The sequence below is a fragment of the Bradyrhizobium ingae genome, assembly GCF_055791185.1.
Map to the genome: position 1 here is coordinate 102657 of NZ_JBVUBB010000021.1, position 15041 is coordinate 117697.

The window sequence follows — 15041 nt, forward strand, 5'->3', positions numbered from 1 at the left end:
GGTTAACGGCGGTTAGGCAAATCCGGTCGCCGAATTGCGCCGATACGAAGCAACGCCATGCAGCCGGCTCGCTTGACGCCCGGTCCGTGGCTGGCAATAAGGCGAGGGCCTGCCTCTGCGCCAATCGCGGCGGGCCGATCGCACTGGGAAGTCGCGTCGATAGACTTAAGGAAAGCTGCGCCCGTGAAAACCCTCCGCCAGCTCCTGACGGGAGAGGACATCGTCCAGCTTCTGATCCGGCTCGGCCTGCTCGCGCTCCTGATCATCTGGACGTTCGTGATCATCCGGCCCTTCGTGCCGATCCTGACCTGGAGTGCCGTGCTGGCGGTCGCGTTCTATCCGGCCTTCAGCTGGCTCGCCAAGCTGCTTGGCGGCCGTCCCAAGACGGCTGCGGTGATCCTCACCTTGATGACGCTCGGCATCGTCATCGGGCCCGCGACCTGGTTGGGGCTGAGTGCTGTCGATGGGGCCAGGGATCTCGCGCGCCAGCTCGGCACCGGCGACCTCGCACTCCAGTCGGCGCCGGAGCAGATCAAGTCCTGGCCGATCATCGGCCCGCAGCTCTATGAGCTCTGGGAGCAGGCCTACAACAACATCCGCGCGGTGCTGCGCGAGGCGGCGCCGTATCTGCAGCCGCTGGCCGGACCGCTGCTGTCGCTCGCCGGCGATGCCAGCGTCGGAACGCTGCAGTTTCTCGTCTCGGTTTTCGTCGCCGGCTTCCTGTTTCCTCACGGTCCGCGGCTCGTCGCCGCCGGCCGCGGCTTTTTGTTTCGCATCGTGCCCGAGCAGAGCGAGCATTTCCTGGAGCTCGCGGGCGCGACCATCCGCGCCGTGTCGCAAGGGGTGATCGGCGTTGCGATCGTTCAGGCGCTGCTCGCCGGTGTCGGCTTCAAGCTTGCGAGCGTACCGAGCGCCGGTCTGCTCGCGTTCATCGTGCTGCTGCTGTCGATTGTGCAGATCGGCGCCTTCCTCGTCCTCCTGCCCGTGATCATCTGGATCTGGACCGCAAAGGACGTCACCACGGCGCTGCTGCTGACCGTGTTTCTCGTCATCGTCGGTTTCATCGACACCATGTTGAAGCCGCTGGTGATGGGGCGGGGGCTCAATACGCCCACGGTCGTGATCTTCGTCGGCGTGATCGGCGGCACACTCGCCCATGGTATTGTCGGCCTTTTCATCGGCCCGATCGTGCTGTCGGTGGCGTGGGAATTGACGATGGCCTGGATCAGGAACGATCGGGCGGACGCGAAGGACGGCGAGAGCGGAGCCTGACCGGCATTCTGGCCGCGCGCGGAGGCGGCGCGATGGGATACGGCTTGACCGGCAATCGGTGAGGGCACGAAAGAAACCCGCCTCCGAGTCTGTGGGAAGAACGGAGGGAAATGCACTAAAAAACATTGCCCTTCGGACTCTGAAACAAAAGGTCCGGAGGCGGGGCCGCAAATGGCTAAAGTATCAAGCGAGCGACAGTCCGAAGGCTGGAGCCCGCTACATCAGACCTAGGAAGAATGATGTGCCGGCAGCCTAGCATGTTCGCTCAGATTGGGCCATGGCAGAAAACTGGCAGGGGGCGAGCGGTGCGCTGCAGCAGGTAGTCTTCTCGGGCGCGGGCCGCATCATCAATCAGACGAGCGCGAGCTCTTATGCGCGCTGCTTTGCTGGAAGTGCGAAACGTCGGCGCCGCCGATTTCAACCCAGGCATGTTTCGACTGCTCGAACACCGATCTGACTGGAGCCGGATAACTTGCGTCCGCGATCGCGCCGACGGCAACGCCAATGAAAGCGGGCAGATTGCTGGCCTTCCAATAAACCGTTGAGCCGCAGTCCGTGCAAAAATAGCTCCGGACGTTCCCGCCGCTCGCCGCATCGCGCGTGAACTCTTTCGGCGTACCCGACACGGTGACGGCGTCGGCGGGATAGAACGCACCGACACCGAACGGCGCGCCGGTTCGCCGCTGACAATCGATGCAGTGGCAGGCAACGACCAGTGTGGATGGTCCAGGAAGCGATAGCGTCACGGCACCGCAACTGCATCGGGCAGTGGTGGTCATCGAGATCCCCTATACTTTCTCGCGCTGCCAGGTCGGGCGGCAAACGCCAATGGCTGACGGATGATCAACGGAACAACGATCATCAACACGCTGTAGCGGCACCGGTGGTGCGTACAATAGACCCGGACGCCGCGTACGCCCATCCGACCTATGTCGCCAGGGCTGATCCGGACCGGACGATGTACGGTTCTCGCGGCAGACAGCGCGCATGCCGGGATCAAAGCGCCGACGCGGGCACCTTCGCGAATGATCGATTCCCGGCGATTCCGAACCGCGGCGAGCTACTGTGCGGCAAGCGTCTGTACCGTCTTTATTGCGGCCCGCAGGTTCACGCTGGCTGACCCATGGCCCTACCAAGGCAGAGAAGCGAGGGTCAGCAGGGCCATCGCGGTCAGTGCCCACGTCAACGAGTGGAGAATCCACTGCCGATCACGCCCTATGGGGTGGCCCCCTTGGATTATTGATCATCGGCAGCAGGCGCACCGGATAGCTAGCCGAGTTGAGCTAGATCAACAAAAGATCAGCACGAGGGCAATTAACCTCCAATGGCCGCCCGTGCCTTCGCCTCCTGGGCCAGTCGTTTACTCCGTAGATCGCGCACGGACGGGAATGGTGCGCCTATGTCGCGCGCCTTCGTCCGGACTGATTCTTTCGTTCGTTTGAGCAAGACTGTGGCGCGTGGGAGCGACACGCCCTTTACGACCAACTCCCGTAAAATCTCGATCTGCTCTGGCTTCCAAGAGCGAGTTGTCACGTGGGCCATGCGAGCAAACGAGACGCCAGTTGGAAAGTTCCTTGGCTCGATGCCGCTGGCAATCTCGATCAGCTTGCGCGCTGCGGCTTCCGAACCGATTGAGAAGAGCGGAGTTGATGCCGCTCTGCTCAGGAGGCACAGATGTCACGGGCTCCGGTTTCCAAGGACGATCTTGAGCGTATGGCGCTGCAGGAGATCCGCAGTTTTCCCGGGACCGAAACGATCGTCTCCGTCGAAGTCGAATTTGAGCCAGGTCAGCCTCCCGGCATGAACTGGACGCTGCATGTTGTGGCACAGGAGGGCTGCGATCTCGCCCGTGTGCAGCACGCCGCAAAAACCACGAGCGACCGGCTGAAACGCCGCTACGAGATCCGTTTGGACTAAGCCGCGAGGTAACAGGAACACGTCTCCCGAACGCGTGTTCAATCTGGGTTATTTCTGTGCCTTGAGGGAATAATCCGGGATGGCCCCCCAGACTGGCATTGGGAATGGGCTTTTGGCGGCTTTGCCAGCCGCCGATTTCGAATTGCTTGCCCCGCACATTCAGAAAACGTCATTCGAACTCGATACCGTACTGGTACGAACTGGCGAAGAGTTCAGGCAGGTGTATTTCCCCCTCCGCGGGGTCATCGCATTCCTCGTTGAGATGTCGGACGGCCACATCGTGGGGTCCACGCTCATGGGCTCCGAAGGAGCGGTCGGCGCTATGGCCGTTCTAAGTCCTTCACGTTCGCCTGTTACCGCGACTGCTTATGCCGCGGGAGCCGCGCTCCAGGTTCCCGCCGCACAACTGCGCCTTGCTTTTGAACAAAGCGCCGCTATCAGGCGCATTCTGCGCCTTCACTTTCGCACACAGCTCTTGCAACTCCAGAACGTCGCCGCCTGCAATGCGGTGCATCCGGTGGAATGCCGTATGGCGCGATGGCTGCTAGAGCTGCAGGATCGCGTCGCCAACGTGCAAATTCAATTAACACAGGAAGCTCTTGCCCACCTCATCGGAGTGCGCCGAACGACGGTGACGCTAACGATGGGCAAACTTCGAGCTGCGAGCTGCATCAAATCCGACCGGCGCGGATTGCTGGAGATCGACCGAACGCGGCTGGAGAAAGCCGCCTGCGAGTGTTACGCGGTGATGCGGCAAAGATTCAAATGCATGTATGAGGAGGAATTATCAGCGGCTGGCTGAAACGCAGCACGGCTGCATCCAGTCGTTGTAACGTTTCGCAAAGCCATGGGCGAAATGTGGATTTTGGACAACGCGATTCACCTATGAGATCGCCGGAACCAACTGTATCGGGAAACTTCGGCAACTGGGACAGGGCGCCAATTGCTTCTTGGGGCGCTCCAATGCCATCCACCATCGAAACACTCGTTTCCTCTTATGTGCGTGGGAAGAACCGGCGAGAGCTAGAGGATATGAGAGAACTTCGGCGCCAATTGCTGGAAAAGCTTCAGTCCAAAGCCAGCATCAATCCACGCGCTGCTCTAAAATATGTTCATGATGATCTGCGAGCGATCGAAGAGGGACTGGCGCAACTCCGATAGGACGTCTGCCGGCGATCTCCACCCATGCATTCCACATGATATGGTCTCTTGACTGCCAGCGCCGCGAGTACGCGGCTTATAGTTTTTCCAACGCCCATCTGGGTCCGAGAAGCGTTAGCTTCAATCCGAGCCATTTTCGAACGATGTAGCGACGGGCGTGATGCTTGCGCGGCCTTCAGGCAGAAGAGGAAGGGTGTGCTCAAGCAGCATGCGTGGCAGGATTAGCCCGAAGGTCATCGCCAGGACGACCAGAAATGCCGTGGCGCCATTTGCGGCCAAGTTCGTCAGCAGAACTATCGGCGCGCGCGGGCCCATCGAGACCAACTCGACGACGTCGCTTGCTGCCTCGAATAGAAAGAAGCCGGGCATCATCGAGACGACCGCGGAAAAGCCGACTGCAGCGAATGGCAGATGCCTGCGATCGATCACCGGCGTGACGATGATGCTGACCATCGTGCAGGCGACAAGCGATCCCGTCGCGACGTTCGCTCCGGCAAGCGAGACCAGCGCCCAGCGCGCCGCATGCCCGAGCATGCCCGCTGCAATCGGGAATGGCAGCATGCGCCACGGCATCGAGAAGAGGGTGCCGAAGGAGGCGACGGCGCACCCTGCTGCAATCACGTCGGCCAGGAACGGCACGGGCGCGGACGGCCCCGCGACCGGCAGCGCGACGCCGAGGGCGATGAAGCCCAACAGCAGGCCGAAGCAGATCATAACCACAACGACACCGGCATAGGCCAGGCGAGCGAGTCCAAGCGCGATCCGCGTGCGTATGAGATCGATCGCTCCGTTTAGAAGATGCGAGCCTGGCACAAGCACCATGCAGGGACAGAATGCGACCAGAGCGGTTGCGGTCCGTTGATGCAAGTTGCTGGCAGAGACAGCGGCCACGATACCGGCGATGAGGGCGGCACAAAGCGGCTGAATGAAAGGATTACTGCTGACTGCTGACAGCCAACGGCGGACGAGTGCGCCGAGGGCCGCGCTTCCTGCAATGAGCATAAGGCTCGCGAAATCGAGCGCACCGAAGATCACCCCGAGCGAGACTGCGCCGAGGGCGGCAAATGACGTGAAACGCAACGCGGACACCGGTGGCAACTTTCCGGCCAACAATAACGCCGGCCGCGCTTCCCGGATGCCGAGCGTGCCGTCGCACAAGCGTTCCACCACCATCGTGATGGCCATCACCCTGCTCATGTCGACGGCGAGTGGCTTCGTCGCAGCGGTCTGCGACGAGCATGTGCCTTCGACCTCGACCGTGAGCTTGTCCCAATCCGGCAGCACCCTCACCGGTACACCCAAAGCGCGTCCTAGCCGTTCGACGGTGACGACCGTCCGCTCCGTGGTCTGCCCGTGAGCAAACAGGAGGGCGGCTGCCAGTGCGACGATACCGAGCACCGCCTCGCACGCCGGCGCTTCGAGATTAGTTCGAGGTGTTCGAAGGACGACTGCCATTGGAGATCAGTCTCGCAGTGAGGAAACCGCCACGCGCTCCGGATCCCGGCCTTTCTAATGACCGGCGCTCTGTCCGCCGTCGACATGCAGGATCTCGCCGGTGACGAAAGCGGCACCCTCGAGGTACAGCACCGCATCGACAATATCGCGCACTTCTGCCATCCGACCGACCGGATGGAGCTTGGCCAGGAACTCATATGTTTCGGGTCCGTGCATCGGCGTCTTGGTAGCGCCAGGCGCCACAGCGTTGACGCGGATACCCTTGCTCGCATATTCGATTGCGAGCGACTTCGTTACCGCATTCAAGCCGCCCTTGGTGAGGGCGGCCAGCGCCGACGGCACGCTACTGACGGCGTGTTCGTCAAGGCTGCTCGTGATCTGCACGATGTGCCCGGCTCCGCGCTTCAGCATTTCCTTGGCTGCGCGCCGAGTGACATGGAAGAAACCGTCGAGATTGATCCCTAGCAAGTTGGCATAGTCTTCGTCGGTATATTCGGTGAATGGCTTTGCGACGAAGATGCCGGCGTTGTTGACGAGGGTGTCGACGCGGCCGAAGCGGTGGATCGCCTGCGACACGATGCGTTCCGCAGTGTTCGGATCGGCGATGTCCCCGGCAACGGCCAGGATATCCGGATCGGACGGCTGTCTGATCGAGCGGGAGTTCGCGACGACACGAAAATTGCGATCGCGATATCCCCTGACCAAGGCTTCGCCGATACCCTGCGACGCGCCGGTGATGATAGCGACTTTCTGCTCTGTATCCATGATGGCCTCCGTGTTCTCGGTTGGAGCGGCGCGCATCGCCGCGGTGGTCGCTTGGCTACTGTGCGGTCCAGCCGCCATCGACGGAGATTGCAGTGCCAGTGATCTGGTCTGCCGCGGGCGAACGGAGGAAAGCCACGGTGCCGCCAAGCTGTGAGGGAGAAACAAAATCCAGAGATGGTTGCTTCTCGGCCAAAAGCTCCTTGGCTGCTTCCTTCTGAGTTGTACCTTTTTGAGCAGCGACGTCGCTGATCTGCTTTTCGACCAGGGGCGTTCGCACCCAACCGGGACAGACTGCGTTGCAAGTGACACCGCTGCCGGCCGTCTCCAGGCCGACCACCTTGGTCAGGCCAACCAGTCCGTGCTTGGCTGCAACGTAAGCGGCCTTGTGTGTTGACGCGACGAGGCCGTGCGTGGAGGCGATATTGACGATCCGTCCCCAACGTTGCTTCTTCATCTGAGGCGCTGCCGCGGCAATGCCGTGGAACGCTGCGGACAGGTTGATGTCGAGGATCGCATCCCATTTGGCGACGGGAAACTCCTCCACCGGAGCGGTAAACTGTATGCCCGCGTTGTTCACGAGGATGTCGAGGCGTCCGAACGTCTCGATCGTTGCCGCGATCAACCCGCGTACAGCATCTCCCTTTGACATATCGGCGCCGTCGTAGACGACGCGCACGCTGTGCTCACGTTCGATGCCGATGCGGATCTTCTCGATCTCCCCGGCATCCCCGAGGCCGTTCAACACCAGGTCGGCACCGAGCGAGGCCAGTTCTTTCGCGATGCCCAGTCCGATGCCGCTGGTCGATCCGGTGACGATTGCTACCTTTCCCTTCAACATGGAAAATTCCTTTCGCTGTTTGAGACAATGGATTCAGGCGGCGGTTGTCGCCTTGGCTTCAGTGGGCGCCGCCGGCATCGAGGCGGTCGGGCTTGGTGAGCATCAGCGCCGCGGTCAGGGCGACGATCTGCGAGATGCCGAGCAGATAGAAGGTGTCGCTGAAGCCAAGGATGAAGGCCTGCTTCTGGATGACCTTGCCGATCGCGACGTAGGCGCGGTGAGCGGCATCGACGCGGTCGATCACGCCATGGCTCATGAAATACTGCGTGAGCTGATCGAGCCGGCTACGGGTCGCCTGCTCAAACAGCGTGACCTGCTGCGAGAGTATGTTGGAGTGATATTGCTCGCGTTTGGTCAGCAACGTCTGCAGCGCCGCGATACCGATCGCGCCGCCGAGATTGCGCATCATGTTGAACAACGCCGATGCGGACCCGGCATTCTCCTGTTCGATTCCTGCGGTTGCCACCGCCGAGAGCGGCGCGAAGACGAGGGCTTGACCAAACGCGCGGATGACGTTCGGCCAGAAAAGCTGATCGGCCGCATAGTCATTGGTCATGTAGATGTTCATGAAATTGGAGCCGCCGAACAGCACGAAGCCGATGCCGATGACGAGGCGCGGATCGAATCGCTTCATCAGGCGGGGGACCAGCGGGATCAGCAAGAGCTGCGGCAGGCCAGTCCATGCCAGCACCATTCCGATCTGCTCGGAATTGTAGCCCTGGATACGGGACAGATATACCGGCAGAATATAGACGGAGCCATACAGCGATACGCCCAGCAGGAAATTGGCGAGCACGCCGAAGCCGAAGTTGCGGCGGAACAGGATGCGCAGGTTGAGCAATGGCTTCCTTGTGGTCAGCTCGATCGCGAGGAATAGCGCCAACGCAATCGCAGCGACCACGGCCAGCCGGACGATGAAAGGTGAGCCGAACCAGTCGTCCTTGTTGCCCTCTTCCAGCACGGTCTGAAGAGCGGCCAGCCCGATCGCCATGGTGATGATGCCGGCCCAATCGCCTTCCGCGAGTTGCGACAGCTTCATGGGCGTCGCTTCCAGCGAGAAGAACAGCATGGCGATCATGACCGCACCGGGCGCGATGTTGACGTAGAAGACGTATTCCCAGCCGAAATTCTCGGTGAGATAGCCCCCGATGGTTGGACCGATCGCCGGAGCGAACGTCGCGGAAATCGCGAACATCGCAAGCCCGATCGGCTGCTTCGCCTTCGGCAAGAGGGTGATGATGAGCGTGAATGCCATGGGGATCAGCACGCCGCCGGTAAAACCCTGTATGGCGCGGAGTGCGATCATCTGCGGCAGGTTCTGCGCGAGCGCGCAGGCCGCCGAGAACACCAGGAACAGGAAGGCGTTGGTGAGAAGATAGATGCGGACCGAAAACACCTGGGCAAGCCAGCCGCTGAGCGGAATCACCACGATCTCTGCGATCAGGTAGGAGGTCGAGATCCAGCCGCCATCATCGATGCCCGCGCCGATCCCACCCTGAATGTCGGCAAGCGAGGCATTGACGATCTGGATGTTGAGCACCGCCATGAACGCACCCAACGTGGACCCGATCACTGCGAGCCAGGTTTTTGCTGAGACGGTTGGCGTGGCAGGCAGCCGATCTTCGCCGGCGGGAACGGCATCGATCGTGGTTTGCAGCGTAGTCATGACAGTTTCCTCGCTTCCGAGGTTGATGGTTGTTCAGCTGCGGGGGCCGCCGCCACGGGAAGCAAGGTGCTTTCCGTCCTTGCGTTCGGCGATGACGGTCGACTTCGTGTTGACAGTCGGCTCCGCCGACATGCCGGGACGCAACAGACCGCTCAGGCTCCGGTCGTCGAGCACGATCTTCACCGGCACGCGCTGCACGATCTTGGTGAAGTTGCCGGTCGCATTGTCAGGCGGGAGCAGCGCGAACTCCAGGCCGCTCGCCGGGGACAGGCTGTCGACGTGGCCCTTCAGCCTGGTCGAATGGAAGCTGTCGACGCGAAGCTCGACCGGCTGGCCATTGCGCACATGGGTGAGCTGGGTCTCCTTGAAATTGGCGACGACATAGACCTGATCGAGAGGCACCACCGCCATCAGCTGCGTGCCGGCCTGCACATACTGGCCGACGCGAAGTGTCCGCGCGCCGACCGTGCCGTCGACGGGCGCCCTGATCTGGGTGTAGGAGAGGTTCAGAGCAGCCTGGTGTTCGACCGCGCGTGCGCGGTCGAGTTGCGCGACCGCTTGCGCGCGCTGGGTGGAGAGCACCTCGACCTTCTTGTTGGCTGCGAGCAAACCTGCCTTGCTTTGCTGGAGCTGTGCAGTCTGCGAGCGCAGCGCAGCGTCGGTCTGCTGGGCGCGTTGAATCGTCCCCGAGCCTGACTTCATGAGCTCGTCGTAGCGAGCACGCTCCTGCTGCGCGAATTTCAGATTGGCTTCGGTCGCGTCGACTTCGGCCGCTTGCTGCTGGATGAGCGGCTGCTGCAATTCGATCTGCGCGTCGAGGTTCTTGATCGCGGCTTCCGAGGCCGCAACGTCGGCCTTGGCCTGATTCAGCACGGTTTTGAAGTCGCGATCGTCGATGCGCGCCAGTACCTGGCCGGCCTTCACCGGTTCATTGTCTGCGACCAGCACCTCGGCGATGTAACCGGAAACCTTTGGCGCCACGATCGTGGAGTCGGCTTTGACGTAGGCGTCGTCGGTCGTTTCCAGGTAGCGTCCGGTGGTGACGTAGTAATGGCTGAAAGCAGCGGCGCCGGCGACGCCGAGGGCGGCGGCGAATGCCAGCGCCGCGCGCCGGATCGCCTGACGCGATGGACGAATGCCGTTTTTTGTTTTTTGTTCGGAAGCGTACGATAGGGTCGACATGGTATTCTCCAAAGCCGGGTAGGACGTCAGATCTCAATCGGGGCGGTGGACGTCATGCGTGACGATGCCGAGTTCGGGAGCCGGCGGGTCCAGGCGACGTGGGTCAGCCAGCGTGCGGCGGATATCGTCCAGACCGCTTTGCCAATGCGCGCGCATCGCGCTCAGCCCGAACTCGTAGTCCTTTGACTGCCCCTCGTAGATCTTCGACTGGTAGATCAGGTGGATGATGTTGTAGGAGCGATGGCGAGCCATGTCGGTGATGGCGCGGATTTCCGGATCCTGCTTTGCGCGTTCCGGCAACGCCTGGATCGTCCGCTGCAACGCCTGACGCATCTTCTGCATGCGCAGCGCCTGGTCCGTGATGGCGCGTGTGCGGCTCGAATATTGGATGTCCTTCTGCCGGCTCGACACCTCCATCATGTCGTGGGGAACACGCCCCCTGGCCGACCAGAGATCGACCTGGAATGTCAGCGTGTCGCGCGGCTCGCTGGATAGAACGCGTGAGAGAGGCGTGTTCCAGACGACGCCGCCATCCCAATAATGTTCGCCGTCGATCTCGACGGCAGGGAAGCCCGGCGGCAACGCGCCGGAAGCCATGAAATGCTTCGGTCCCAGCTTGCGTTCGGTCGTGTCGAAGTAGGTGAGGTTACCGGTACGAACGTTGACCGCGCCGACGCTGACACGCACTTCACCAGAGTTTATCCGATCGAAATCGACGAGCTTCTCCAGCGTCCGCTGCAATGGCGCGGTATCGTAGAAGCTGGTTGCTGCATCGCCCGAAAAGGGCGACCAGAACGGCGCTGGGAATCGGGGTTTGAAGAAGCCGGGCTGCCCATGGAATAAGGCCCTCATCGCGGCAAGAGCGTTGTGCAGCGAGCGCATGTCGAACGCGAAGGGCAGGGCGTCGGCCAGCCCTTCGCCAGCGGGCCATCCCACCGGACAGGCACAGATGGTCTCCCAGAACTCGCGCAGCCGCTCGACGCGCTGGTCTTCCGGCGATCCGGCAATGATCGCCGCGTTAAGCGCGCCGATCGAAATGCCGGCCAACCAGTTCGGCCGGATACCAGCCTCGTGCAGGCCCTCATAGACTCCGGCCTGATAGGCTCCCAGAGCTCCGCCGCCCTGCAGCACCAGGGCGACGACGTCATATGGCAGCGGCGTGGATTCCTGCGGCACGGAATTGATTGGCTCGCGCATCACTTTGAGCATTTCGCAAACTCCCGATATTGCGGCTGATCCGATCAGCCCGCGTTGGCTTCGAAAAGAATCCCGGACCTGGATTCGCGTTGCGCGGTCGTGCCCGGCGACAAGTAGTCGTGGACGACGGTGCCAAGCCCGAGCGTCAAATCAGCCACGAGATGTTTGGCCGACAGCACTTGAAGCACCGGCAATTCGGCGACGGGGGCGAGGGCGTGCGAATACAGGTCCAGCGCTGCCGGCCCCGTCCATGCACCCTTCACGATGATGTCTTCGAGGTGGTAGCGGACCAGCTCGCAGATGCGTGCGGAGCCGTCGACATGCGGGATGATCTTGAGCAGGAAATTGGGTGCGGTCAGCTTCCTGGCCTCGGCGTCGGCGTCGAGGGCGCGGTGCTTGTAACCCATGGTGCCGGTTGCGATGCGAACCGAGCCATAATTCAGGGTGCCGACCAGCGTATCGATCTCGACGGCGAGCTTGGGTTGCGCGAGTTTCTTGGGAAAGCCCCACAGCTCGCGCCCGCCCGCGATGGGCGGATGATCATTCAGGAACATCTGATGGGTGAAACTGCCGGCCCGCCCCTGATAGGATACCGGGATGACCTGGCCACTTTCGGTGTAGTCGCCAAAGCCCGTTGAATCCGGCATGCGGATGAACTCGTAATTCACCACAGGTTCGGTCAGCTCGAGCGGTGCCGGCACGATCCGGCGCAGCGCCTCGAGATCCGTCCGGTACTGGATGATGAAGTACTCGCGGTTGACGAAGTGGTAGGGGCCGGGCGGAAAAGCCGGGTTCGTCAACGGCATGGCAAATGCTGTGGTGCGTACGGTCTCGTGTTTCATCGGGGTCGGCTCCAGTTTGGTCGATGGCGAGGGAGCCGCGCCTCCGGGTGGGAAGCGCGGCTTTGTCTTGTGAGGCCCTCAGACTTCGGTGACGTGCTCCGGATCGGCCGACGCCAGTGCGGCGGCACGCTCGGCCCGCGGCGGGTAGATCCACACCGTGTTGATCTCGTGCTTGGTCTTCTTGGCAACGTCGCCAACCATCTCGACTTTCCGCTCCCAGCCTCGCGTGAAGAGCGCACCGGCCTCGCCGAGGTCGAGACACGTGACGTAGGCTTTCTGGTGATACGGCTTGGTCGGGACGCCCAAGAGCTCCGCGGCGGCATTGTTGCCCGCGAAGGCGCCCATCCTGGTGGCGTGCTGGCAGGACATCAGCGCGAAATTGCCAACATCGTCGCATGCTGCCCGTGCCGCATCGCCCGTGGCAAAAACGCCAGGCACCGATTTGACGCGCAGATCCTGATCGACCAGCAGCCGGCCGACATTGTCGCGTTCCCCCGGGATCTGCTGAGTCAGTGGCGCGGCGCGAATGCCCGCCGCCCAGACTATGGTTTCAGCTTCGATGCGTTCGCCATTTGAAAGCGTGACACCGGCTTCATCGAGTGAGGTGACGCCAGCGCCGACCCGGGTTTCTACGCCGAGCTTGCGCAGCGCATCCTCGATGACGGGACGAGGGCCGGCGCCCATGTCGGGAGCGATCGCAGCGTTGCGCTCGACGATGATCACCCGCGGCTTGGCATCCTTGCCGAGGATCGCACGAAGCCGCGCAGGCATCTCCGTCGCCGCTTCGATGCCGGTAAAGCCCCCGCCGGCAACGACGACGGTGTCGCGCCCGTTTCTCGCCGGCCGATCCGCCAGGCTGTGCAGATGCCGATCGAGAGCTATAGCCTCGTCGAGCTGGTCAACGCTGAAAGCGTGTTCGGCAAGGCCTGGAATGTTCGGGCGGAAAAGCCGGCTGCCGGTGGCGACGACCAGCCGGTCATAGGAAAGCATCTTTCGCGTTCCCTTGGCGGTCGCAACCTGCAGCATGCGGGACTCGGTGTCGACCGTCTCGGCGCTGCCTTGCACATAGACAACGTCGATGGATTTGAGCACTTCCAGCAAAGGCGCCGTCAGGGTTTCCGGCTTCGACTCGTAGAGCCGCGGGCGAACCACCAGTGTCGGCTCCGGTGCAACCAGCGCGATCTCGAGTTCTTCCGGCGAAGCGCCCTGGATGTCGCGAAGGCGTGCGGCGGAAAGTGCAGCGTACATGCCGGCGAAGCCGGCGCCGATGATGACAAGTCGCATGTGATCTACTCCTGTGGTTGATCTTCGGGGGCATACGCGCGTTGCCGCCGCCGCTCTCAAGTAGCGGCTCGTTGTGGTCGACGACGACGCGGAGACGTGAAACTAAATCGTCAGGTCTTAGGGGGAGGGGCAGCTCGGCATCGATGCCGCCCAGCGGCGACGAAAGAAGATCGGTTCGGTGGCGTTCGGGCCGCCCCAGTTGGCGTAGGGAAGCTGCGCATCTTCGTTGCTTACGATGGACATCGCCGGGCTCGTCCTGTGCAGGGACTGCGGTGGAATCTCCACCTCCTCGCCAGTTGCGGAGGTGAAGCGAACGGCCAACGAAAGCCCATATACGATCGTCGTTGCGACGAGCTTCCGTCGAGGCGGGATTGCAAAGAGGCTGACGAAGGTCTTCGAGGTCATCGTTTGTCTCCGTCTATTGGGAGCGTTGGGGACCCTGATCATCTACCGGACCGAAGCCCCAACTGCGCCAGCGCGATTGCGGTACCTGCATAGCGATTGCTGCTACCGCATGCGCCGTCGCCAATCGCTCGGCGTTTCGCCGGTCAGCTTCTTGAACGCCGCGGTGAACGCGGTTTGCGAAGCATAGCCAAGCTGTGCAGCCACCGACGCGATCGACGTATCGGTATCGCGAAGCATGTTCATGGCTTGATCGAGCCGCTGCTGGCGCAGCCAGGCATGAGGAGAAAGCCCGGTGCTTTCCTTGAAGGCACGGCAGAAGTGGAAGCGCGAGAGGCCGGCGTCCGATGCGAGCGCAGCGAGTGACACGTCGGTATCGCTGTCCGAGCGCAGGCGTTCGATCGCGCGTCGCAGGGCATGCGGAGACAGCCCGCCCGTCACGGGCTCGAAGGTGGTTGGCCGGCCGGTGTGCTCGGCCAGGATACGCGTGGCCAGGAGATCCGCCAGCTGCTGCCTGAACAGGTGGTCCAGGGCCGCATTGCCCTCCAGCACATCCGCCGCACTCATCAGCAAGCCGGCTATGACCGGATCGGGATGTCCCGTTCGTTCCAGAAGTTCGCCGGGAGCGGGCGCATTGGCATCGCGCGCAACGCGTTCGAGCGCCGCATGCGGAAGATAGAGCTGGATGACATCGACAAAGCCGGGGATATCCCATCTTGCGCTTGAACCGGCCGGAATGATCGTCACAACTCCCGAACGCGCCGTTCCGATTGCAAGCGATTTCCCGGTGCGCCGCTCCAGACGCTGAACGCCTGTGGGGTAAGCCATGATGACGTGGTCGGTCATGGGCTGAACCACGTCATGCAGAGCCCCGTGCTTCCAATGCGCGATGGCGCCGTTGGCAGGGTCCGAAGCCATTTGGAGGGGAGCAGTCTTGAGGACGCGCGCCATCTCGATGTCGGCACGGTGCCGCTCGGCGGTCGGGGAGTCGCTGTGGCGGGCGCTGGGTGCGGCGAGCAGAGCCTCCAAAGGATCATGCAGGATCGGCTTGTTCATGGCG

15 protein-coding genes are annotated in these 15041 nt (G+C 62.2%); 4 read left to right on the forward strand and 11 right to left on the reverse strand.

Going from position 1 to position 15041, the window contains the following annotated elements; genetic code table 11:
• The first annotated feature begins 183 nt into the window (after positions 1–183).
• Positions 184–1272 carry an AI-2E family transporter gene (locus ACV1FX_RS26530; RefSeq protein WP_473120517.1) on the forward strand — a complete coding sequence of 363 codons (1089 nt, stop codon included), beginning with the start codon at positions 184–186 and terminating at the stop codon, positions 1270–1272.
• A 347-nt stretch (positions 1273–1619) separates the two neighbouring features.
• On the opposite strand, the gene ACV1FX_RS26535 is transcribed toward ACV1FX_RS26530, so the two are convergent.
• The gene (locus ACV1FX_RS26535) at positions 1620–2051 is read right to left on the reverse strand and encodes a GFA family protein (protein ID WP_473120518.1); all 432 of its coding nucleotides are present in this window, start codon (positions 2049–2051) and stop codon (positions 1620–1622) included.
• Between the two features lie 895 nt (positions 2052–2946).
• Here ACV1FX_RS26535 and ACV1FX_RS26540 point away from each other — a divergent pair.
• The 3 genes from ACV1FX_RS26540 to ACV1FX_RS26550 all read left to right on the forward strand — a co-directional run bounded on the left by ACV1FX_RS26540 (position 2947) and on the right by ACV1FX_RS26550 (position 4350).
• A complete protein-coding gene (locus ACV1FX_RS26540; protein ID WP_473120519.1) occupies positions 2947–3189 on the forward strand; it encodes a hypothetical protein in 243 nt (80 codons plus the stop codon).
• Between the two features lie 79 nt (positions 3190–3268).
• Positions 3269–3991, forward strand: a complete 723-nt coding sequence (locus ACV1FX_RS26545; protein WP_473120520.1) for a Crp/Fnr family transcriptional regulator — start codon at positions 3269–3271, stop codon at positions 3989–3991.
• A 161-nt stretch (positions 3992–4152) separates the two neighbouring features.
• Positions 4153–4350 carry a hypothetical protein gene (locus ACV1FX_RS26550; protein ID WP_473120521.1) on the forward strand — a complete coding sequence of 66 codons (198 nt, stop codon included), beginning with the start codon at positions 4153–4155 and terminating at the stop codon, positions 4348–4350.
• A 120-nt stretch (positions 4351–4470) separates the two neighbouring features.
• Here ACV1FX_RS26550 and ACV1FX_RS26555 read toward each other — a convergent pair whose 3' ends face one another.
• From ACV1FX_RS26555 to ACV1FX_RS26600, 10 genes are all read right to left on the reverse strand, one after another.
• A complete protein-coding gene (locus ACV1FX_RS26555; protein WP_473120522.1) occupies positions 4471–5805 on the reverse strand; it encodes a threonine/serine exporter family protein in 1335 nt (444 codons plus the stop codon).
• A 54-nt stretch (positions 5806–5859) separates the two neighbouring features.
• Positions 5860–6570 carry an SDR family NAD(P)-dependent oxidoreductase gene (locus ACV1FX_RS26560; protein WP_473120523.1) on the reverse strand — a complete coding sequence of 237 codons (711 nt, stop codon included), beginning with the start codon at positions 6568–6570 and terminating at the stop codon, positions 5860–5862.
• Positions 6571–6625: 55 nt separating this feature from the next.
• Entirely contained in the window at positions 6626–7408 is a 783-nt protein-coding gene (locus ACV1FX_RS26565; protein ID WP_473120524.1) for a 3-hydroxybutyrate dehydrogenase, read from the reverse strand.
• A gap of 58 nt (positions 7409–7466) precedes the next feature.
• Positions 7467–9074 carry an MDR family MFS transporter gene (locus ACV1FX_RS26570; RefSeq protein WP_473120525.1) on the reverse strand — a complete coding sequence of 536 codons (1608 nt, stop codon included), beginning with the start codon at positions 9072–9074 and terminating at the stop codon, positions 7467–7469.
• Positions 9075–9107: 33 nt separating this feature from the next.
• On the reverse strand, positions 9108–10256 hold the full coding sequence (locus ACV1FX_RS26575; RefSeq protein ID WP_473120526.1) for an HlyD family secretion protein: 1149 nt from the start codon (positions 10254–10256) through the stop codon (positions 9108–9110).
• A 33-nt stretch (positions 10257–10289) separates the two neighbouring features.
• Entirely contained in the window at positions 10290–11465 is a 1176-nt protein-coding gene (locus tag ACV1FX_RS26580) for a DUF3734 domain-containing protein (protein WP_473120527.1), read from the reverse strand.
• A gap of 32 nt (positions 11466–11497) precedes the next feature.
• Positions 11498–12295, reverse strand: coding sequence for an acetoacetate decarboxylase (locus ACV1FX_RS26585; RefSeq protein WP_473120528.1), 798 nt, complete (start codon positions 12293–12295; stop codon positions 11498–11500).
• Positions 12296–12373: 78 nt separating this feature from the next.
• Entirely contained in the window at positions 12374–13579 is a 1206-nt protein-coding gene (locus ACV1FX_RS26590) for an NAD(P)/FAD-dependent oxidoreductase (RefSeq protein ID WP_473120529.1), read from the reverse strand.
• A gap of 117 nt (positions 13580–13696) precedes the next feature.
• Positions 13697–13984: a hypothetical protein gene (locus ACV1FX_RS26595; protein WP_473120530.1), complete on the reverse strand. Its 288-nt coding sequence runs from the start codon at positions 13982–13984 to the stop codon at positions 13697–13699.
• A 102-nt stretch (positions 13985–14086) separates the two neighbouring features.
• Positions 14087–15037 carry a helix-turn-helix transcriptional regulator gene (locus tag ACV1FX_RS26600; protein WP_473120531.1) on the reverse strand — a complete coding sequence of 317 codons (951 nt, stop codon included), beginning with the start codon at positions 15035–15037 and terminating at the stop codon, positions 14087–14089.
• Between the last annotated feature and the right edge of the window lie 4 nt (positions 15038–15041).

What these genes read in the sequence shown, in the direction of transcription:
- ACV1FX_RS26565 (WP_473120524.1), bottom strand. Translation starts at nt 7,408, where the DNA reads ATGTTGAAGGGAAAGGTAGCAATCGTCACCGGATCGACCAGCGGCATC.
- ACV1FX_RS26570 (WP_473120525.1), bottom strand. Translation starts at nt 9,074, where the DNA reads ATGACTACGCTGCAAACCACGATCGATGCCGTTCCCGCCGGCGAAGAT.
- ACV1FX_RS26575 (WP_473120526.1), bottom strand. Translation starts at nt 10,256, where the DNA reads ATGTCGACCCTATCGTACGCTTCCGAACAAAAAACAAAAAACGGCATT.
- ACV1FX_RS26560 (WP_473120523.1), bottom strand. Translation starts at nt 6,570, where the DNA reads ATGGATACAGAGCAGAAAGTCGCTATCATCACCGGCGCGTCGCAGGGT.
- ACV1FX_RS26585 (WP_473120528.1), bottom strand. Translation starts at nt 12,295, where the DNA reads ATGAAACACGAGACCGTACGCACCACAGCATTTGCCATGCCGTTGACG.
- ACV1FX_RS26600 (WP_473120531.1), bottom strand. Translation starts at nt 15,037, where the DNA reads ATGAACAAGCCGATCCTGCATGATCCTTTGGAGGCTCTGCTCGCCGCA.
- ACV1FX_RS26595 (WP_473120530.1), bottom strand. Translation starts at nt 13,984, where the DNA reads ATGACCTCGAAGACCTTCGTCAGCCTCTTTGCAATCCCGCCTCGACGG.
- ACV1FX_RS26540 (WP_473120519.1), top strand. Translation starts at nt 2,947, where the DNA reads ATGTCACGGGCTCCGGTTTCCAAGGACGATCTTGAGCGTATGGCGCTG.
- ACV1FX_RS26550 (WP_473120521.1), top strand. Translation starts at nt 4,153, where the DNA reads ATGCCATCCACCATCGAAACACTCGTTTCCTCTTATGTGCGTGGGAAG.
- ACV1FX_RS26535 (WP_473120518.1), bottom strand. Translation starts at nt 2,051, where the DNA reads ATGACCACCACTGCCCGATGCAGTTGCGGTGCCGTGACGCTATCGCTT.
- ACV1FX_RS26580 (WP_473120527.1), bottom strand. Translation starts at nt 11,465, where the DNA reads ATGCTCAAAGTGATGCGCGAGCCAATCAATTCCGTGCCGCAGGAATCC.
- ACV1FX_RS26555 (WP_473120522.1), bottom strand. Translation starts at nt 5,805, where the DNA reads ATGGCAGTCGTCCTTCGAACACCTCGAACTAATCTCGAAGCGCCGGCG.
- ACV1FX_RS26545 (WP_473120520.1), top strand. Translation starts at nt 3,269, where the DNA reads ATGGCCCCCCAGACTGGCATTGGGAATGGGCTTTTGGCGGCTTTGCCA.
- ACV1FX_RS26590 (WP_473120529.1), bottom strand. Translation starts at nt 13,579, where the DNA reads ATGCGACTTGTCATCATCGGCGCCGGCTTCGCCGGCATGTACGCTGCA.